Source organism: Emticicia sp. C21 (assembly GCF_003418935.1).
Lineage (GTDB): Bacteria > Bacteroidota > Bacteroidia > Cytophagales > Spirosomataceae > Emticicia.
Genome location: NZ_QVMT01000002.1, coordinates 642,793 through 662,865 on the forward strand (window position 1 = coordinate 642,793; position 20,073 = coordinate 662,865).

Here is a 20,073-nt window from a genome sequence, read left to right on the forward strand (position 1 = left end):
TTATTTACAAAATTAATGAAAAGATAGTTCAATGCGAATAGGTTTTGATGCGAAGCGGGCTTTTAATAATTATACAGGATTGGGTAATTATAGCAGATTCATTATTGAAGCGCTGCTGGAACATGCCCCTGAGCATCAATACTTTGCCTATACGCCTAAAATCAAAGGCAATTGGCATAATTCATTGGCTGATTTTTCAGGCAAGTTGCAGGTGAAACTACCTGTAGCTTATGCCAGCCTGCCCTCTGCTTTGTGGCGAATTTGGTTTATTGCCAACGATTTACAGAAAGATGAAATAGACATCTTTCATGGTCTAAGTAATGAAATCCCATACGGCCTCAAAAAAGCAGGTGTAAAATCAGTAGTAAGCATTCATGATTTGATATTCCTGCGTTATCCTGAGCAATATCCCGCCATTGACCGATTTGTGTATCAACGAAAGTTTAGATATGCCTGCGAAAATGCGGATGCCATAGTAGCTGTAAGCGAGCAAACCAAGCGCGATATTATTGATTTTTATCAGATACCTGCCGATAAGATTGAGGTAATTTATCAGGGCTGTCAACCTACTTTTTGTCAGAGAATAGCGGATAAAACGATTATTAGTCAGGCATTGCAAAAGTATGGTATCGAAAAGCGCTATATTCTATGTGTAGCCTCATTTACAGAAAGAAAAAACCAATTGCGGTTAATCAAGGCTTTTCAACAATTGCCTTCAAAGGACTATGATTTGGTTCTGATAGGCGGGCAATCGAAATATCTGGATGACCTAAAACAATACGTACAACAATCAGGTGTACAAGAAAGAGTACATTTTCTCACAGGTGTACCTGCTTCAGATTTACCTCCTTTATATCAAGGCTCATCTTTATTTGCCTATCCTTCAATATTTGAGGGTTTCGGGATTCCTATTATAGAGGCCTTGCATAGTGGTGTGCCTGTTGTAGCCGCCACAGGCTCATGTTTAGAAGAAGCAGGGGGAGAAGGTGCTTTATATGCCAACCCTTTAGATGTAAATGATTTAGCCGAAAAAATGCATCATGTGCTCACAAGTGAAGCTCTGCAAAACAGATTAATCAATAAAGGAACAGAACACGTGAAGCAATTTGCTGCCAAACCAATTGCCGAGCAGTTGGTAAAACTCTATGAAAAACTATAGCTTACTTCTTCAACGCAATATGTAGGCCTAAACCTACTAAAACTGCACCTGAAACTTTATTCTGCCATCTCCAGAATTGCTGAAACTTACTCAATCGGGATATTATTTTGCTGAATAGAAGTGCAATCAGTACGTTTACAATGGTGCCCGAAACATTGAACCAAAGCCCTAAGACTAATATCTGTTCCGTAACATTCTGAGCCTGATTATCAACAAACTGCGGCAAAAACGCTAAAAAGAAAAGAGAAACCTTTGGGTTCAATACATTGGTAATAGCCCCTTGTCGTAATGTTTTAAGTGAAGAATCTTTGTTTGCTTGTGCCTGATTAACAAGCATAGTGGATGGTTTTTCTAAAAAGCTTTTCACACCTATATAAATCAGATAAGCCGCTCCGGCATAACGAATCAGATTGAATAGGAACTCTGATTGACGGATAATGAGTGACAGACCCACAATTGAAGCAAAGATGTGTACAAAGCAACCCACACCAATGCCTAATGCTGCAAAGATTCCTGCTTTAGTGCCATAGCACAGGCTTCGGGTAATCACAAAAAGCATATCGTTGCCGGGTGTAATATTAAGCATCAGCGCAGCTAAGGCAAATAAAAGAAAGTGCTGTAAGTCTGGCATATGTCTATTGGTTTAGGTTATGTAAACAAAATAGGGACAAAATATCTTTTGCCCCTATCCTTACCAAACTAAGTAACAAAATATTTAAAATTCTTCATCAAGCGAGAAAGACATTTGTTCTTTGCCAGACATTACGCCTGCTTTCTGGTATTCACCCACACGTTTTTCGAAGAAATTCGTTTTACCTTGTAGTGAAATCATGTCCATAAAATCGAAAGGATTGGTAGCGTTATACACTTTTTCTAATCCTAAAGACTCCAACAAGTGGTCGGCTACAAATTCAATGTACTGGCACATCAACTCGGAATTCATACCGATTAGTGAAACTGGCAACGCATCAGTTACGAATTCTTTTTCAATCGCTACCGCATCTTTAACCAGATCATATACTTTTTGAGCATCGTATTTATTTTTGATATATTGCGTATATAATAAACAGGCAAAGTCGCGGTGTAAGCCTTCATCACGTGAAATCAACTCGTTAGAGAAGGTAAGACCCGGCATTAAACCACGTTTTTTCAACCAGAATATTGAGCAGAATGAGCCAGAGAAAAAGATACCTTCTACTACTGCAAAAGCCAATAAACGGTCAATGAAATTTCCATTATCAATCCAACGCAAAGCCCAGTCAGCTTTTTTCTTTACACAAGGAATATGGTCAATCGCGTTAAGCATTTTATCACGCTCAACAGGGTCCTTAATATAAGTATCAATCAGAAGCGAGTAGGTTTCTGAGTGAATGTTTTCCATCATAATCTGGAAACCATAGAAGCATTTAGCTTCGGCAAATTGTACACGAGAGATGAAATTGACTGCTAAGTTTTCATTAACGATACCATCAGAAGCAGCAAAGAAAGCCAATACATGAGAGATAAAATGACGTTCACCATCACTTAGCCCTTCCCAGTCTTTCAAGTCCGGCGAAAGGTCAATCTCCTCGGCAGTCCAGAAAGAAGCTTCATGTTTTTTATAAAATTGCCAGATGTCGTCATGTTTAATAGGAAAAAGGACAAATCGTGTTTTATCCTCTATAAGCAGAGGCTCTTCTGCCAATAATTGCTCGTCAGTCATACTTAGTAATATTTTTAGGTTTATCCATTCGTTCTCATGAACTCGTAATCAAACTTACTTCTTTTAACCACAGATTCCAATAATTAGTTTTAGATTTTTTCTAAATAACCCCTAAATTATTGATAATCAACCCGAATATAGGCAAATAAATTTTACACATAAAAACCTTGTTTGATTCATTAGAATTAACGTAAATTTCACACAGATTCATAACACAACTTTATACCTGATTCTCAACCGCAAACCACTATTTTGATGCTTAAAAAACTCGTTATTGCCCTCACGGTAATTACTTTTCTATTGTTCGGACTTCTGTTTTTACCGCCATTCGAACATATACGAAATTTCCTCTCATGGGGTAAACATTCTATCTTCGATTTCAGAACTCACCCAACCCGTTTGGTAGAAAATGTTAATATACCACAACCGTGGCCTCTGGATTCTGCTTATAACAAATTATCAATACCTGAGGCATTATTGGCGCAAATTGATTCTAATAATACCCATGCATTTCTAGTGATTCAGAATGGTAAATTATTATACGAACTTTATTGGGACGGCTATTCCAAAGATAGCATCAGTGGCTCATTTTCGGCTGCTAAGAGTATTATATCTATGCTGGTGGGTATTGCAGTAGAAGAGAGTAAAATCAAATCTTTAGATGAACCTGTAGGCAACTACGTCCCGCACTTCAAGGAGGGGGATTTAGCCAAAGTCCGCATCAAAGATTTGCTAACTATGAGTTCAGGAAGCAATTACAAAGAATCAGACCAGAGTTATCTGGGGTTATCTGCCAGAATGTACTACGCCGACGATGAAGAATATGTAGTAAACCTGATGGAGGCAGAAGAAGCACCGGGTGTTAACTGGGAATACAGAAGTGGCGATACACAGGTTTTAGGTCTAGTACTTGAAAAAGCCTTCGGCAAAGATATCTCTACTCTAGCTTCAGAATATTTCATGAAACCAATGGGAGCAGAACATGATGCTTTATGGCTCTTGGACGGTGAGAAAAAACACGAAAAGGCATTTTGTTGTTTTAATGGCATCGCCCGTGATTTTGCCCGCTTTGGAGAATTGATGCTGACAAATGGCAAATGGAAAGATAAACAAATTGTGCCGGAAGCCTACATGAAAACCGCCATGACACCCGCCCGTTATCTGAAAGACCCAACAGAGGGTGGTAAAGCTGTGGATTATTATGGCTATCAATTCTGGATTGTGAATCATAAAGGAATGGCTATTCCATCAATGAATGGATTATTTGGACAGTACGTATTTGCCATTAAAGAAAAGAATGCCATTATAGTACGGTTAGGCGAAACCAAAGTAGTGAAACCAATTCATCATTTTCAACCAGAGAACTATACATATCTTGATGCGGCATTGTCTATACTAAGATAGCAATGATATATAATAGGAGTATCCCTACGATATGGGCATTACTTGAATAGTTTTTTTGAAAATTTATTAATTTTTTTAAACAATTGGTTCTAATTCTTAGTACTAGAACGTAGATAAAGAACGCTGGATAAATAATACGACCTATGAGATCATCAGGATTTAAATTAAGAGTTATCATTGGCATAATCATGGCTGTTGTCGCCTGGTTTAGTTATTACACCAAAAATCAGGTAAACCCTATTACCGGCGAAGAGCAGCACATTGCCTTAACACCCGAACAGGAAGTGGCTATAGGCATACAAAGTGCCCCTCAAATGGCACAGGAATATGGGGGGGTATATAATGATAATGAAGTACAGCAGCAAGTAAAAACCGTGGGGTATAAAATTGTAAAGCAATTGGAAGATGAAGCGAAAGCAAAGAACGTGCAGATACCCTACCAGTTTGACTTCCATGTATTGGCTGACGACCAGACCGTAAATGCCTTTGCTTTACCAGGAGGACAGATATTTATTACCGTTGGCTTATTAAAACGTCTGAAAAGCGAAGAGCAATTAGCAGGTGTATTGGGTCACGAAGTGGGTCATGTAGTTCATAGACATTCGGCACAACAAATGGCTAAATCTGATTTTTATCAGGGTTTAGTTGGGGCCGTAGCCACCGCTACTACCGATCCTTATTCGGGTATGGGCGCAGGACAGATAGCCCAATACGTAGCCCAGATTCAGCAAATGAAATTTGGACGGGAAGATGAATTACAATCAGATGAATTTGGAGTAAAATATATGATTGAATCAGGCTACAATCCCAATGCCATGATTGACGTTATGAAGATTCTGGAAGAAGCCAGTGGTGGTGCACGTCAGGAAGAATTTATGAGTACCCACCCGAGCCCTGAAAATCGTATCAGCAAGATAAAAGAACATATTGCCAAATACGGCGGCGGAAAATATCAATAATCAGTGCAAGAATCAAGCAAGGGGTGGTTTTGAAAAAGACTACCCTTTTTTGTTACAAAAAGCTATATCTTTGTATTATCAGGATTAGGAAAGAAATATTTCCGGGAGTTTTACGTATTAATCCTGAAAATACTGTTTTTACCACATGAACGTGCTTGACTTAATTTTTATCGTTATCCTTTTATATGGTGCTTATCGCGGTTATGTAAAAGGGCTGTTTATTGAAATCATCGGCGTCATAGCTTTTATTGTAGCTATCGTTGTGGGCTTTAAGTTTTTAGGCTTTGGGATGAATCTCTTGGCACCGACCATCGGCGAAAGCCTGGCAAATCGTTTCCTACCTTATCTGAGTTTTTCTCTTATCTTTTTTCCGACCATTTTCTTAATCAACAAATTAGGCTGGATGCTCCGCAGAGCTTTAAGATTTACTATTCTGGGCACTATCGATGGTTTTGCAGGAGCAATGGTAGGGGTATTCACATGGGTATTTGGCATCAGTACCTTTCTTTGGTTAATGAGTGCCATTGATATATTTCTGCCAAAACATCTTACCAAAGATTCTATCACCTATCCTACCGTAACCAAAGTAGCCCCTACAGTTATTTCTAAGGTTTCAGACTGGATTCCGGCAGGGGGAAACCTTATCCGTCAAATAACAGATCAGAAAAACTAATTTCATGGGTACTTATAAGCGAATTAAAACTTTTTTGATGCGGGGCAATATCCTTGACCTTGCTACAGGGGTAGTCATTGGTACCGCTTTCCAGAAAATTATTTCAGCCCTGATAGATAAAGTCTTTATGCCTGTTATCGGTGTAATGATAGGGGGTATTGATTTAAAGAACAGATATACAGAGGTACTATCAGTAAAGATTGGCTGGGGAGAAGCCTTACAGGCTACTTTCGATTTCGTAATAGTAGGTACAATCCTGTACTTCTTTTTGAAAGCCCTGGGGCAAAGCACAGAAGCTAAACCACAAGTAGATGATTTATTGGTTGAGATTCGGGACGAATTAAAAAAACTCAACGCCAATTCGAATAAAAAGCAGAGTTAATATTTGGCTTCAAGCTTTTTCCGATACCAATTATTGGTTGATTTCCTCCGCTTACAAAACCGAAACCTCCATCGTCAAATTCCGCCTTTTAGGACGTTGATTTTCCCTACAACTTTGTGGTGTCATTAAAACAAACATTTATTAAGCGCCATGAAAACTTTAGTCTTTATTCTATTCACTCTTATGCTTACAGAAACAACATTTGCACAAACAGGTGCATGGAAAATTGAAGAAGGCAAATTGCCCAACGGAAAAACTTATACCGGAAATCTGAATATCAAAGCAGTAGGCAAGGCTTATGATGTAGATTGGGTTACCTCAGCAGGTAGCTACGGTGGCATCGGTCTTTTGGCTGATGGAAAATTATTTGTAGGATACGGAGTTGGTGGTGGCGACTATGGCATTGTGGTATACAAAGCAAATGCCGCAGAAAAGAATTTTGAAGGTGTATGGACAACCGGAAAACTGAATGGTACTACCGGAACAGAAATAGTCACTAAAAATAGTGATGGAAACTTTGATGTAGTAGGTAAAAACCCTAACGGAGCGCCTTATAAAGGAAAACTCATGTTACAAAAAACGGGTGATACTTATCAGGCGCAATGGAATGTAGGAGGGGCTACGTATAATGGGGTAGGATTCTTATCAGGCGACTATCTGATTATCGGTTATGGTTTTGGCCAGGCCTTCGGAACAGTAGAGTATCTGATTATTGGTGGCAAAGCTCGTGGTCGTTGGGCAATGGGTGGCGGCTCATCAATGGGTACCGAAAACATCACCAGATAATTGTTACTAAAATTTACATTTATCATAACTAATTCGTTAATTTACGAATCATCTAATAAAATAAAGCTAATCATAATACTCTAATTTTTATATAGACATGGATAACTCACAAAATATTTCAGCCAATGCCCATGACGTTCAGTTTAACAAGGTAACAGAAATGGTTCATTGCTATGTGGAATCAGTCGGCCTTACACGTGACCAGATTTATAATCCTGAAAAAAGTAACTGGCAATGGAAAAATGGCTCTGCCAATATTGAGGTATGGATTCAGAAGTTAAATTTTGCCAATGGAACACGCAGAGACTTTTTACGCATTTTTTGTCCGATAATGGAGATACCTTTGGCTAATCCAATGGCTTTCTATCGCCGACTTTTAGAATTAAATGATATTAAACTAGGGATTAAATTTACGTTGGCACCTAATTCATCTAAAGTTTGGGCTAGTTTTGAAAGAGACATTAAAGGAATTGACTATAACGAATTAACTACTTTTATTTCTGACTTTGAATACTGGGCAGATAAACTGGATGATGAACTAAAAGCAGAATTTCCGGTTTTAAATTAATAGCTTGTTTATTTATATGCTAAAAGCCATCAGGTTGAACTCTGATGGCTTTTTTAGTTTTTTATAAAGGTTCTGTAAAAAGATTATTTATAGAGAGGGTGTTCGGGTAGCTTGAAACTCTACTTTAAGCAATTAAGCAAAATTTACAGCTACGGAGTCTTAGTATTATTACCTTCTTGATGCAGCTCGGCCACCTCCACCAAGCCCAAAAATTCCTATGATAAAACCTAACCAATAGAAGAAACCTGTATTATTTTCTGCATACAAACCGTATTCATTAGTAAATAATTTACTGATTAGTGCAAACGGGAAGACAAGTCCATGAATAACCCCATAAAAGAAACCGTGTTGATGCGCAGTATACCCATTAGATGCGCAAGATGAAAATATAATTATTACTAAGGATAATATAATTTTCGATTTTTTCATCTTATTAAAGAGTTATGGTTGAACTTACTTTAATCTACTACTTATTATATAACTATGAAACAGGTGCATATGGTTATTTAAATTGGGCAATTTTTTTGAAGAAAGCATAAATAGCTAGAACTTGTCTTTTACTGAAAAGTCGATTTTGTATTGACTATTTTTAGGACGGGTCACCAGACAACAAGAAAAAAGCCCTCAACAGAGGGCCTTTTCTGGAAAAACTATGATGAAACAATTCTACTTAATAATTTTCATTATATAATTCAAATATAATGGTTTCTTTCAGGAAATTATTGCGCTATCCACAATTTTGTTGAATTCAGATTCGTTCCGCCTGATGCTGCTTTAAAGTTGTCAGCATTGTAAGTGATTTCATCGTCAGGATACACAAAACGACTGTAAGTGCCGAAGTTACCTGTGTAGTACTGCGTATTTGAAGTCGACATTGGCGTTTTGTTTCCGGTTCTTCTTTTCAAAGTCCAGGCATCGAATGGTTGTCTGAACTGGTCAATCCACAATTGCGCATAAATCTGGTTCAATGCTGTAGCTGGGTCAGCTGAATAAGCTACTTTAGGATTACTTATTAACGTATTCACTTCAGCTTCAGTAGCTGTAGCAGATGTTGGTTTAGCTACTACCCACACTGGTGAGTTGAAAGCGACACCTTTCCACATATTCAATGATGCTTTGATACCTGCTTCGTATTCGGCCTTAGCCATGGCAGCATTAGCAGCCACGCCCATACCTCTGTTATATACTTCAGCCTTGATAAAACGTACTTGTGCAGCCGTCAGGATAGGCTCAGGAATCGTAGTTAAATCCTGCGCAAAATAGAGGTTTACCGGTGAATAAAGATTGCTGGCGCCTTTATCAGTCCAGGCTGTATAACGTTTTTTATCATAAGGTAAACCACCTTCCGTTGGTGTTACACCTGAGATAGGATTTTGCGGATAAGCTGCCCACTCGCCTGCATTGTTTGGCTCATAGAAGATTCTGGCACGCAGGTCGAAGATGCCACTACCATCTTTATTATCATTAGCCGACATCAGGTTCCACATTGTAGAGCCCATTCTTAAATAAGAATTAGCCGAAAATGACCACTCACGCCATTGTAAAGAAAGTCCTAATTGCGCAGGCCAGATACCCACGTTATCTGTATCAGCCAACAATGGTTTTGTTAAAGCTTCTGTGATATGCGTAGTTGCCAACGTTTTGTCTTTATCATAGATAGTGGCTGCAATATACAAACGAAGACTGTTTGCAAATTTAGTCCACATAGCTACATCACCTTTAAAAAGTGTTTCGTAGTTGCCTAACGAAACTTGTGAAGCATCTGCTTTCAGGTTATCAACTGCCCATTTCAGATTAGTTAAAATGTCAGTATAGATTTCCTGTTGCGTATTGTATTTGGCTTTATACACTCCCGTTCCTTTGCTAGCTGCTAACGCTGCGTAACCTGCCTCTTTATAAGGCATAGCACCAAAGTAATTGGTAGCTTTAAAGCTCTTATAAGCCATGATGGTTTTCAACATTGCCGAGATATTGTTCATTGAAGCCGGGTTTTCGCTTTTTTCTATTCGGTCTTCAATAATACGTGCATTAGCCAGGGTATAGTAGTAGTTTTCCCAAACTGCTCCTTTGGCGTTATCATAAGGGTAAGAACCCGAAGTAATAGCTGCTTGTTGCGTGATAGGGTAAATCCAGGCATTCATTACTGATTGTTCTCCGGCTGTTAGTGGTAATGAACTCACTACCGCATTGAACATCTCAGGAGTAGAAGCGCTACTAGGTTTATCCCAGGGCGCGTTGATTTCTTCAAAATCTTTCTTACATGATACCGAAGTAACAAGCAAGGCAACGATAGCTATTTTTGATAAATGTTTCATGATTCTGTATTTAATAGATTATAGCCTTGCTTTTAATGAGAAACCTAAATCACGTGTACCAGGGTATTGCGACCATTGGAAACCTTGTGCGTTACCAATACCGTTAATAGCCTCTGGGTTCATTCTGTCAGGCAAGGTTGTGAATAAATAGAACAGGTTACGACCAACAAACGATACGTCTAATCCTTGTAAGAATCCGGTACGTTTTACGATTGCCGATGGAACAGAGTAAGTAAGGTTCAACTCACGTAATTTAGCCCATGAATTTTCGAAAATCAGATTGCTTCTAGGCATTTTTACGTTCGACCAACCCATGTACTGACCAGCATATTTATACATATAATGTACTACATCTGTGTTTTTAGTACCATCACCAAATACACCTTCCAAGATTACACCGTGGTTAGCTGTGCTACCATCAGGATAAGTATATGGAAGTCCACCACCATCTCTTTCAGCCAATGTGCTTGGCGACAATCCATGGCCCATAGAAGCACCGTAATCAGCCGAGTAAATATCTCCACCCCATTTGAAATCAGTTAAGATATACAAGCTGAAATTTTTGTAACGGAATGTATTGCTCAAACCACCGGTTAATTTCGGAGTAGTATTACCAATCGCCACAGGGTCTGCAGTTGTTACATATTGTGTACCAACTACGGCACCTGTTGTTTTGTCAAGTACTTTTTGTACAACTTTTTGTCCGTTTATATAAGTATAGTCATAACCATAGATAGTACCATAGTTTTCACCTGCTTTTACGTACATCAAGGCACCGTTAGTTCCCCAAAGGTCAGCTAATGGATAACGCTCGATACCATCTGCTAATGAGATAACTTTATTCTGGTTATGCGCACCGTTCAAACCTAAATCCCATCTGAAAGAACCAGAGTTGATTGGAGTTGCTCTTATGATAAACTCAAAACCTTTGTTAGATAATTCTCCTGTATTGAAAGTAACCGCAGTAGCGCCTGAGGATGTTGCCAATGAAGAACTTAAAATCTGGCTTGTTGCTCTTGTTTGGTAATAAGTCAATTCTGCACTCAATTTACCATTCAGGAAACCTAACTCTGTACCAATCTCAAACGATTTGTTTCTTTGTGGTTGTAATAAACCAGCCGGAGGCAAAGTAGTTTGTAAGCTACGCACAGGTAAGCCACCAAATGAAGTAGCAGCAGTACCATTAATAGTATTGGTAATGGTAGAGGTATTGTAAGTGTATTGTGTCATATATGGGCTTGCACCATTGGCACTTTGCGCCAAGGATACTTTCAATTTACCATAGCTCAATACATTTTGATTTTTGAACGCATCAATTGCCTCTGTGAATACAAAGCTTAAGCTTCCTGATGGGAAGAAATAAGATGAGGTTGCGATTGGCAAGGTAGAAGACCAGTCATTTCTTCCCGTCAATTGTAGGAACAAATAGTTATTATATGATAAATCTGCAATACCAAACAATGAGTTCAGATTCAGATCATAACGAGATTCGCTGGTAGTGATTTTGGTTTTATCAAGGTTGTTGTTCAGATAGTATTTAAACGGAACGTCAAAATTACCTGAGTTCAAGGTATTGATACCATGACTTCTGCTACGTAGTGCAGAGTTACCAATTAATAAACTACCGTTGAATTTAGAGCCAAATAAACCATCTTTATGTAGTGTAGTGAAAGCCTCGAAATTCAAATCCTGATTAGCAATGGTTTCCATACCATATGAACCCTGAATACCTGCTACATCTACAGGAGTATTTTTGCTTTCAATGCCAGTAGTTGCATTGTTGATAGAAGCGCGTCCTGCTAAATTCAACCAAGGGGTAACATCAGCCGATAGACGGATTGAACCTAACAATTGATTACGTGATAATCTTTGATTGTTTTCGAAGAATTTCCAGAACATATCCTTAAACGCGTTATTGTTGTAAGGATAATATTTGAATGGTGACGATTGGTCGAACAGGTTCTTACTCCCGTCGGCGTTTTTATAGGTATCCAATTCTAATGGAATATAATCGCGCGACATACCATGAATCATGAAGTTAGCCCAACCATTATCGTTAGCAGACTCAGGCGTATTCAAACGGTTATAATTGGTATAGCTACCTGTAATTTCAGCTTTTACTTTTTTCGAGATGTTCAAAGATGACCCAATGTTAACATTAGTCTGGTCATAGTTGCTGTTAGGAACAATTGCTTTGTTATCTAATCTCGTTAAACCCACACGTAGGGTTCCGTAATCACCACCACCACTGAATGAAAGGTTATGTCTGTTGGTATTACCTGTCTGGAAATAGGCTTTTCTGTTATCAGGTTGTGCTTCCCATTTACGTTTTACACCATCCCACCAGGTTATTTCAGTACCATCTAATTTATGTCCCCATGAAGAAGACGGACCATACCAACTGAAAATATCCCATGATGAATAACCACCTGGAATAGGACCACCACTACGATAATTGTTATTTACATCCTGTGCATCCCAGGGATAGTTACCTGGGTAACGTGGTTGCCCATTAGCAGTAGGAAAAGGTTGAGTAGCTGACCAAAGTGCAGAGGCCGCACCATAACCATATGAATTTTGCATATCCATATAGCGGTAAGCAGTAGTAGATAAAGACGAGAAGCTATAGTCTAAACCAAAACCTTCTCTTTTACCACCTTTTTTGCTCGTAATCATAATCACACCATTTGCACCGCGTGCACCGTAAAGAGCGGCGGCGTTAGCGCCTTTCAAAACAGTAATATCCTCTACGTCGTCAGTATTAATAAAGTTCAGGAACGAACCCCAGTCTTTAGGGCTGGTTACATCACTGCTTTTTCTTGTTGAGCTACCTGTATCACCAATCGGGTCGTTTTGTACCTGAATACCATCAACTACGATTAAAGGCTGGTTTGTCCCTAAGATACTGTTGTTACCTCTGATAACGATTCTTTGTGAACCACCTTGCACACCATTTGGTACAGAAATATTCAAACCCGCCGATTTACCCATCAAACCAGAAGCAATATCTGGTGGGGCAGCTTGTACTAAATCTTTAGAAGCGATCTTTTGCGCAGAATAACCGATTGATTTCGACTCTCTTTTAATACCTAAGGCAGTTACTACCACCTCATTCAATTGTTTGCTATCTTCTACTAATTCGATATCGACAATTGAGCGCCCGTTTACTTCAATATTCTGGGTAGCAAAACCAATGAACGAAACCACTAATGTAGTTTTAGAATTAGGGATACTTAAAGAGTATTTTCCTTCAGGGTCTGTTACAGTTCCATTGTTTGTCCCTTTTACGGTTACCGAAACACCAGGTATGGGTTCTCCTCCGGAAGTTACCTTACCTGTTACGGTCTGTGCTAATACCGGCAGGCTAAAGCCCATCAATAGTATCAGCACCAACTTTGGTAAAAAATTTCTCATATAATTTGACTTGGGTTAAAAATGATTGCTTTAAAAGTTCTTGATTAATTCTCTCGCAAATGCTTTGTAAATCTGGGCAAATCGAGGGAAGCTTATAAAATGCCGCTTCCGGACTTATTTAATAAAGAAGCAACGAAGTAATGTTTAGAGAATATTACCTACTATATACTTTGCTTCCATAGTGAGGTGAGGTTTTTGTAAATTTTAGCGATATTTTGACGATTTAGGGTTAAACATTCTTAACAGTACTAAAATATAAGTCTCTGTAATCCTGATAAGAATACCAGAGTAAACATGCGTAAAAGGTTATAGTTACTGAGTGGATTTAAGAATGTGGGTTAAAGCTGTTGTCTGAAATAGCTGTTGTTCAGGTTAGCTTTAAGTTAAGACATTTTTAAAAAAATATTAAATGTGGTTACAAACATAAATAAAAATTATTTAATAAAAAGTAATTATTAAATTTTTTTAAGAATATAGGATATCTTATTAAATTTTGTATGATATTTAGGCTTGATTTACAAAAAATAGCTTTGTGGTAAGAAGTCGTAGCATTTTTTTAATAAATTGCTTAGTATTTTTTAAAATTCAGACCCCTAAGCTAAACCAGACATCTACTTGCCTACCTTTTACATTGCTCGCTTGGGTATGCACAGTATGAGCCTAACCTTATTTAACTATAAAAAACCTATGTCAGAAGTTACCCTCGATAACGAGATTGAAGTGACCAGTAAAGAATCGGTCATTGATATCAAAAAAAACAAACAAAAAAAAGGAATCGTATCTGAACTGTATTTCAACGAAACCAATACCATCTCCGAACTATCTCACTCCTTACACATCAGTATCCCTTCTATCACTGCCCTTATTGAAGAATTAGTGGAAGAAAAATGGATTGTTGAAACAGGTTTTGGCGTATCCAAGCAAGGGCGTCGTCCTGCTATTTATGGTATTAATCCCAAAGAGAAGTTTGTATTGGTATTAGATATTAATACGCATGATACTAAAGTCTTTATCCTGAATCTGCGCAATCAGGTGATATTTACACAAATATTCGATTTACAATTAAAAAATAACCCCTCTTTTCTGGAGACCCTCTTTACTTTAGTTGATAGTGTAGTAGAGCAGAAAATTACGAAAGGCAAAAAACTGATTGCTTTGGGTGTATCTATGCCGGGTCTGATAAACAAGAATACGGGAATTAACTATACATATAAAAGCCTGAATAGTGAGAATAAGTCGTTAGGTAAGTCATTGGAAGAACATTTTAAACTCCCGACGAGTGTCATCAACGACTCTAAGGCAAATGCTTTTGGTGAGTATCGTTTCGGCTTGGCCAAAGGCAAACATCATGTAGTATCTATCAACGTCGACTGGGGTATTGGTTTGGGTGTAGTAGTGAATGGAGAGATTTTCGATGGGGCGTCAGGTTTTGCAGGTGAGTTAGGGCATATTCAGGTGAATCCTGAAGGCGTACTTTGTACTTGTGGCAAGGTGGGCTGTCTGGATACTATTACTTCAGCTTCTTCCTTATTAAAGAATATCAAAGATGGCCTGCGCCAGGGCAAAGTATCAAAACTGGGAGAATATAAAGATCGTATTGAAGATATCAACCTCGAAATGGTAATTGAAGCTGCCCAGCAGGGAGATGCCTTTGCCATTGATATTATTCATAATATTGGTTTAGAATTGGGCAAAGGTCTTTCAATAGCGGTACATTTATTTAACCCTCAGATTATCATTATTGATGGGGTATTGTCAAAAGCACAGAAACTAATCGTGAACCCGATTGAGCATGCCATCAACAAATACTGTCTGACCGATTTCAAAGAAGATTTAAGAATCGAAATTTCGCAATTGGGCGAAAACGCCAAAATATACGGTGTACATACCTACGTAGTAGAAAATTTGTTGAAAACAGCCTAATGACCAGTCAATGAAAAGATATCTACTTAAGGCATTCGTCTTTATTATGCTGGCTTTTTCATTTTCCTCTTTCAATCAGAAAAAAACTGCCCCAATCCGGCCGAATATTCTGATTATTTTTTCTGACGACCATGCTTTGCAGGCCATTAGTGCCTATGGCAGTCCACATATTAAAACCCCGAATATTGACAGAATTGCCAGAGATGGAGCTATTTTCAGGAATATGTTCTGTACCAACTCTATCTGTGGGCCAAGCGGGGCTACCTTGCTGACTGGCAAGTTCAGTCATAAAAACGGGCATATTAATAATAAAACTAAGTTTGATACGAATCAGGATATTTTTCCGAAGCATTTACAGGAAGCAGGCTATGAAACCGGCTGGATTGGTAAATGGCACCTGGTGAATCAACCGAAATTCTTTAATTATTGGTCAATTCTGCCAGGTCAGGGATCTTATTATAATCCTGATTTTATTGAGATGGACGGACAAACCCGTCGGCAGGAGGGATATGCCTCTGATATTATTGCAGGCAGAGCGATAGATTGGTTGCAGAATAAACATGATATGGCTAAACCTTTTTGCCTGATTATTGGACAAAATGCACCACACCGTACGTGGTTACCGGATACTGCCGATTTACATGCTTTCGATGGAGTAAAATTTAAAATGCCTGATACTTTCTACGATACCTATGAGGATAGAGTAGCGGCTGAAAGGCAAAAAATGCACATAGCCAAAGACCTGCGCATGGACTATGATCTGAAAGTAGATGATAACCATCTGCCTCATAAAAAACGCATGAATGAAGCGCAACTAAAAGCCTACAATGCCTATTATGAGCCATTGAATGAACAATTCAAAAAGCAAAACCTGACAGGCAAGGTATTAGATGAATGGAAGTTCCAGCGCTATATGCACGATTATATGGCTTGCGTAAAATCTCTTGACAGAAACATTGGAAAGGTATTAGATTATTTAGAAAAAAACGGTTTAACCGAAAATACGCTGATTGTCTGTGCTTCTGACCAGGGATTTTATCTGGGTGAACATGGCTGGTTCGATAAGCGTTTTATGTACGAAGAATCCTTCCACGTGCCTTTAGTGATGAAATATCCGAAATTGATAAAAAAAGGCACGGTAGTCAATAGCTTCGCTCAGAACATTGATTTTGCACCTACTTTTCTTGAATTAGCAGGAGTAAATGTCCCAAATGATATTCAGGGCAAGTCTTTAATGCCGCTCCTGAAAAATCAGAAACCAGCTTCGTGGCGAAAATCGTTGTATTATCATTATTACGAATACCCCGACGAGCATAATACAATGCCACATTTCGGCGTGCGAACTGATCGCTATAAACTCATCAGATTTTATGATGATGGTGATTTCTGGGAATTATATGATTTAAAAACCGACCCGAAAGAACTGAAAAATATCTATGCTTCTTCGCCAAAGGCTTTAGTAAATTCACTAAAGCAGGAATTAGAAAGATTGATTGCAGCGTATGACGATAAAGAAGCCGCGGAGATAGTAAAAAAGAAATAGAGCCATAAGAGTATGTTTAAACTTTATGATTCGACCTGCAAAGGTCATCTTTTTCAGCAATACTGCGTTGCATTTTTTCGATGTAGCTGCTGGCTACATCTGCAAAATGCGCCTTGTCTAGCAGAAAAATCTGAACTTTTCGGTCAGAATAACAAAATTTAAATATACTCTAAGATTTAACCCTAACCTGAACAAATGCAAAACCCTGATAGAAGAACTTTCATTAAAACCACCGCTCTTGCCGGAATCGGTATGATGGCGGGTAATACGACATTTGCTGCTGATTTCCCAACGGTGCGTGTAGCGCCCGGCAAAAGAAACTTCACCAGTCCCGTGATTGAAGCTACCATTCAACGCATGAAATCGTCGATTAAAGATGCTGAACTGGGCTGGTTGTTTGAGAATTGTTTTCCGAATACTTTAGATACGACAGTCATTTTTAAAGCCAAAAATGGCAGACCAGATACATTTGTGATTACAGGTGATATTCATGCCATGTGGTTGCGCGATAGTTCAGCACAGGTATGGCCTTATTTACCTTTAATCAAACAAGACCCCAGGCTCAAAGATTTAATAGCCGGAGTTATTAACCGTCAGACAGAATGTATTCTGATTGACCCATATGCCAATGCATTTAACGATGGCCCCGGTAAATCAGAGTGGATGTCAGATCATACCAATATGAAGCCCGAGCTCCATGAGCGCAAATGGGAGTTAGATTCATTGTGTTACACGGTTCGACTGGCTTACCATTATTGGAAAATATCAGGTGATACCAGTGTTTTTGATGCAAACTGGGTACAAGCCACCAAATTGATTATTGCTACCTGCCGTGTACAACAACGTCTCACAGATAGAGGACCATACCATTTTGGTCGTACCACCTCATGGTCGACAGATACTGTGCCGGGTAATGGTTATGGAAATAATACTAAACCAAATGGTTTAATTCATAGCATATTCCGCCCGTCTGATGATGCTACGTTATATCCATTCCTGATTCCTTCCAATTTATTTGCTGTAGCTTCTTTCCGCCAGTTAGCAGAGATTTCAGAAAAAGTCATTAAGGATGCCGCATTTGCTAAAGAATGCACAGCCTTTGCCAATCAGGTGGAAGCAGCTATTAAGAAATTTGCCATTATCAGCCATCCGGTTTATGGACAAATCTATGCGATGGAAGTCGATGGTTTTGGTAATCGCTTGTTGCAGGATGATGCCAATGTTCCAAATCTTCTAAGCTTGCCATATCTGGGAGTAGTAAAAGCAACTGACCCTATTTATCAGAATACCCGGCGTTTTGTGTTAAGCGATAGCAATCCTTATTTCTTCAAAGGTAAAGCCGCTGAGGGTATCGGTAGCCCCCATACACTTGTTAACCAGATATGGCCGATGAGTATCATTACGCGAGCCATGACCTCCAACAACGACCAGGAGATTCTGGCACAATTACGCTTTCTGAAAAATACCCATGCAGGTACAGGCTTTATGCACGAATCGTTCGATAAAGACGACGCCGGCAAATTTACCCGCAAATGGTTTGCCTGGGCAAATACCCTCTTCGGTGAATTGATATTAAAAATTGAACGCGAGCGCCAACATTTATTGAAACAGAATCTTTAATGTATCATGAGATTGTATCTCGTATTAAAACATACGCAAATAAATAATTTAGAATAATATAGTGAGTGGAAAACCCCACCCCAACCCTCCCCAACAATGGGGAGGGAGTAAAAATCCCCTTCCCCATTGTTGGGGAAGGGTTAGGGATGGGGTTCTTTCCTTCCTCCAAATCCTAAGCAAATGAAGAAAATAGTAGTAGGCCTTATGGTGCTATTGGGGCAAACCCTTTTTGCGCAACAACATTCTGAACAGAATCATGACAAATACGTGGTTCCGAGTGACCCTAAGGTGAAAGAAAAACTCAACCGATGGCAGAATGTAAAATTTGGTTTAATGATGCACTGGGGTACTTATAGCCAATGGGGTATCGTAGAAAGCTGGAGCCTTTGCCCGGAAGATGAAGGCTGGTGTGAGCGCAGAGGACCTTATAAAGACAATTGGTATGAGTACAAAAAAGCTTATGAAAATCTGCCAAAAACCTTTAATCCTGTTCAGTTTAATCCTGAAAAATGGTCGGCTGCAGCTAAGAATGCAGGGATGAAATACCTGGTTTTTACCACTAAGCACCATGATGGTTTTGCTATGTTTGATACCAAGCATAGTGATTATAAAATCACCAATACCCCTTTTGCTTCTAATCCAAGAAGTAATGTAGCTAAAGAGATTTTCGGCGCATTCCGCAAAGATGATTTTATGATTGGCGCTTATTTTTCTAAACCAGACTGGCATACAGATGACTATTGGTGGTCATATTTCCCTCCGAAAGACCGTAATCCATCCTACCATCCTGCCAAATATCCTGAGAAATGGAGGAGCTTCAAGCAATTTACCTATAATCAGATTGAAGAATTGATGAGTGATTATGGTAAAATGGATATTCTTTGGTTAGATGGGGGTTGGGTGCGTCCATTCTCAAGCATTGATACCTCTGTATCCTGGCAAAAAACGATTCCTTTCGATCAGGATATTGATATGGCACGCATTGCTAAAATGGGAAGAGAGCATCAACCGGGCTTATTGGTAGTAGATAGAACAGTAAGTGGGGAATTTGAAAACTATGTAACGCCAGAGCAACAAATCCCTGACCATTACATGCCAATTCCTTGGGAAACCTGTATGACTATGGGTGATTCGTGGAGCTATATCCCTAAGGAAAATTTCAAACCTGCCCGAAAATTAATCCATATTCTGACAGACGTAGTATCAAAAAATGGTAACTTGCTATTGAATATCGCTCCAAGTCCGCAGGGAGATTTCTATGCTGAAGCTTATCAGCGCTTAGAAGAAATCGGAAAATGGATGAAAGTAAACAGCGAGGCGATTTACAATACCAGAGGCGATAACGAAATAGGCAAACAAAACAAACTGGTGTTTACGCACAATGCCAATACCACTTACGCCATTTATAGAGCAGATGAAGGCGAGAGCATTCCGACAAATATTGAAATAAGCAATCTGGCTTTATCAAAAAATACTTTAATTAGCCTTCTTGGTAGCAGCGAAAAGTTGAAATGGGTAGCGAAAGAGGGTAAAATAGTAGTAGAAATTCCGGAAAAAGCGAGAAAGGCAGCAGGTAGCAGCTATGCATGGGTATTGAAAATAGTAAGACAATAAACCACCTTCTA

The 20,073-nt window shown here is 38.9% G+C and carries 16 protein-coding genes; 11 read left to right on the top strand and 5 right to left on the bottom strand.

Translation table 11 applies throughout. The features are described from left to right. Positions 1 to 31: 31 nt before the first annotated feature. Positions 32 to 1,159 carry a glycosyltransferase family 1 protein gene (locus D0T08_RS07485; protein ID WP_116981971.1) on the top strand — a complete coding sequence of 376 codons (1,128 nt, stop codon included), beginning with the start codon at positions 32 to 34 and terminating at the stop codon, positions 1,157 to 1,159. Between the two features lies 1 nt (position 1,160). Here the strand turns inward: D0T08_RS07485 and D0T08_RS07490 are convergent, their stop codons facing one another. Further along, complete coding sequence (locus D0T08_RS07490) at positions 1,161 to 1,790, bottom strand: LysE family translocator (RefSeq protein ID WP_116981972.1); 630 nt, start codon at positions 1,788 to 1,790, stop codon at positions 1,161 to 1,163. A gap of 84 nt (positions 1,791 to 1,874) precedes the next feature. Further along, on the bottom strand, positions 1,875 to 2,861 hold the full coding sequence (locus D0T08_RS07495; RefSeq protein ID WP_116981973.1) for a ribonucleotide-diphosphate reductase subunit beta: 987 nt from the start codon (positions 2,859 to 2,861) through the stop codon (positions 1,875 to 1,877). A gap of 255 nt (positions 2,862 to 3,116) precedes the next feature. On the opposite strand from D0T08_RS07495, the gene D0T08_RS07500 reads away from it, so the two are divergent. From D0T08_RS07500 to D0T08_RS07525, 6 genes are all read left to right on the top strand, one after another. Continuing rightward, positions 3,117 to 4,265: a serine hydrolase gene (locus tag D0T08_RS07500; RefSeq protein ID WP_116981974.1), complete on the top strand. Its 1,149-nt coding sequence runs from the start codon at positions 3,117 to 3,119 to the stop codon at positions 4,263 to 4,265. A gap of 143 nt (positions 4,266 to 4,408) precedes the next feature. Continuing rightward, a complete protein-coding gene (locus tag D0T08_RS07505; protein WP_116981975.1) occupies positions 4,409 to 5,224 on the top strand; it encodes a M48 family metalloprotease in 816 nt (271 codons plus the stop codon). 145 nt (positions 5,225 to 5,369) lie between these two features. Further along, complete coding sequence (locus tag D0T08_RS07510) at positions 5,370 to 5,897, top strand: CvpA family protein (RefSeq protein ID WP_116981976.1); 528 nt, start codon at positions 5,370 to 5,372, stop codon at positions 5,895 to 5,897. Between the two features lie 4 nt (positions 5,898 to 5,901). Continuing rightward, on the top strand, positions 5,902 to 6,279 hold the full coding sequence (mscL, locus tag D0T08_RS07515; protein ID WP_116981977.1) for a large conductance mechanosensitive channel protein MscL: 378 nt from the start codon (positions 5,902 to 5,904) through the stop codon (positions 6,277 to 6,279). Between the two features lie 150 nt (positions 6,280 to 6,429). Next, positions 6,430 to 7,065, top strand: a complete 636-nt coding sequence (locus D0T08_RS07520) for a hypothetical protein (protein WP_116981978.1) — start codon at positions 6,430 to 6,432, stop codon at positions 7,063 to 7,065. Positions 7,066 to 7,162: 97 nt separating this feature from the next. Further along, positions 7,163 to 7,633 carry a YbjN domain-containing protein gene (locus D0T08_RS07525; protein WP_116981979.1) on the top strand — a complete coding sequence of 157 codons (471 nt, stop codon included), beginning with the start codon at positions 7,163 to 7,165 and terminating at the stop codon, positions 7,631 to 7,633. Between the two features lie 168 nt (positions 7,634 to 7,801). Here D0T08_RS07525 and D0T08_RS07530 read toward each other — a convergent pair whose 3' ends face one another. The 3 genes from D0T08_RS07530 to D0T08_RS07540 form a co-directional block, all read right to left on the bottom strand. Then, entirely contained in the window at positions 7,802 to 8,062 is a 261-nt protein-coding gene (locus D0T08_RS07530) for a hypothetical protein (RefSeq protein ID WP_116981980.1), read from the bottom strand. Positions 8,063 to 8,352: 290 nt separating this feature from the next. After that, complete coding sequence (locus D0T08_RS07535) at positions 8,353 to 9,948, bottom strand: SusD/RagB family nutrient-binding outer membrane lipoprotein (RefSeq protein ID WP_116981981.1); 1,596 nt, start codon at positions 9,946 to 9,948, stop codon at positions 8,353 to 8,355. An 18-nt stretch (positions 9,949 to 9,966) separates the two neighbouring features. Then, on the bottom strand, positions 9,967 to 13,362 hold the full coding sequence (locus D0T08_RS07540; protein WP_199538131.1) for a SusC/RagA family TonB-linked outer membrane protein: 3,396 nt from the start codon (positions 13,360 to 13,362) through the stop codon (positions 9,967 to 9,969). Positions 13,363 to 14,049: 687 nt separating this feature from the next. Between D0T08_RS07540 and D0T08_RS07545 the strand changes: the two genes are divergently transcribed. From D0T08_RS07545 to D0T08_RS07560, 4 genes are all read left to right on the top strand, one after another. Continuing rightward, complete coding sequence (locus D0T08_RS07545) at positions 14,050 to 15,285, top strand: ROK family protein (RefSeq protein WP_229238917.1); 1,236 nt, start codon at positions 14,050 to 14,052, stop codon at positions 15,283 to 15,285. A 10-nt stretch (positions 15,286 to 15,295) separates the two neighbouring features. Further along, the gene (locus D0T08_RS07550; protein WP_116981984.1) at positions 15,296 to 16,828 is read left to right on the top strand and encodes a sulfatase; all 1,533 of its coding nucleotides are present in this window, start codon (positions 15,296 to 15,298) and stop codon (positions 16,826 to 16,828) included. Between the two features lie 195 nt (positions 16,829 to 17,023). Continuing rightward, positions 17,024 to 18,448, top strand: a complete 1,425-nt coding sequence (locus D0T08_RS07555) for a glycoside hydrolase family 125 protein (RefSeq protein WP_116981985.1) — start codon at positions 17,024 to 17,026, stop codon at positions 18,446 to 18,448. Between the two features lie 180 nt (positions 18,449 to 18,628). Continuing rightward, the gene (locus D0T08_RS07560) at positions 18,629 to 20,062 is read left to right on the top strand and encodes an alpha-L-fucosidase (protein ID WP_116981986.1); all 1,434 of its coding nucleotides are present in this window, start codon (positions 18,629 to 18,631) and stop codon (positions 20,060 to 20,062) included. Positions 20,063 to 20,073 lie beyond the last annotated feature (11 nt).

Bases quoted from the DNA above. Each gene is read 5' to 3' on its own strand.
- D0T08_RS07560 (WP_116981986.1), top strand. From the start codon at position 18,629: ATGAAGAAAATAGTAGTAGGCCTTATGGTGCTATTGGGGCAAACCCTT.
- D0T08_RS07545 (WP_229238917.1), top strand. From the start codon at position 14,050: ATGTCAGAAGTTACCCTCGATAACGAGATTGAAGTGACCAGTAAAGAA.
- mscL (WP_116981977.1), top strand. From the start codon at position 5,902: ATGGGTACTTATAAGCGAATTAAAACTTTTTTGATGCGGGGCAATATC.
- D0T08_RS07485 (WP_116981971.1), top strand. From the start codon at position 32: ATGCGAATAGGTTTTGATGCGAAGCGGGCTTTTAATAATTATACAGGA.
- D0T08_RS07500 (WP_116981974.1), top strand. From the start codon at position 3,117: ATGCTTAAAAAACTCGTTATTGCCCTCACGGTAATTACTTTTCTATTG.
- D0T08_RS07525 (WP_116981979.1), top strand. From the start codon at position 7,163: ATGGATAACTCACAAAATATTTCAGCCAATGCCCATGACGTTCAGTTT.
- D0T08_RS07540 (WP_199538131.1), bottom strand. From the start codon at position 13,362: ATGAGAAATTTTTTACCAAAGTTGGTGCTGATACTATTGATGGGCTTT.
- D0T08_RS07510 (WP_116981976.1), top strand. From the start codon at position 5,370: ATGAACGTGCTTGACTTAATTTTTATCGTTATCCTTTTATATGGTGCT.
- D0T08_RS07555 (WP_116981985.1), top strand. From the start codon at position 17,024: ATGCAAAACCCTGATAGAAGAACTTTCATTAAAACCACCGCTCTTGCC.
- D0T08_RS07505 (WP_116981975.1), top strand. From the start codon at position 4,409: ATGAGATCATCAGGATTTAAATTAAGAGTTATCATTGGCATAATCATG.
- D0T08_RS07490 (WP_116981972.1), bottom strand. From the start codon at position 1,790: ATGCCAGACTTACAGCACTTTCTTTTATTTGCCTTAGCTGCGCTGATG.
- D0T08_RS07495 (WP_116981973.1), bottom strand. From the start codon at position 2,861: ATGACTGACGAGCAATTATTGGCAGAAGAGCCTCTGCTTATAGAGGAT.
- D0T08_RS07550 (WP_116981984.1), top strand. From the start codon at position 15,296: ATGAAAAGATATCTACTTAAGGCATTCGTCTTTATTATGCTGGCTTTT.
- D0T08_RS07520 (WP_116981978.1), top strand. From the start codon at position 6,430: ATGAAAACTTTAGTCTTTATTCTATTCACTCTTATGCTTACAGAAACA.
- D0T08_RS07530 (WP_116981980.1), bottom strand. From the start codon at position 8,062: ATGAAAAAATCGAAAATTATATTATCCTTAGTAATAATTATATTTTCA.
- D0T08_RS07535 (WP_116981981.1), bottom strand. From the start codon at position 9,948: ATGAAACATTTATCAAAAATAGCTATCGTTGCCTTGCTTGTTACTTCG.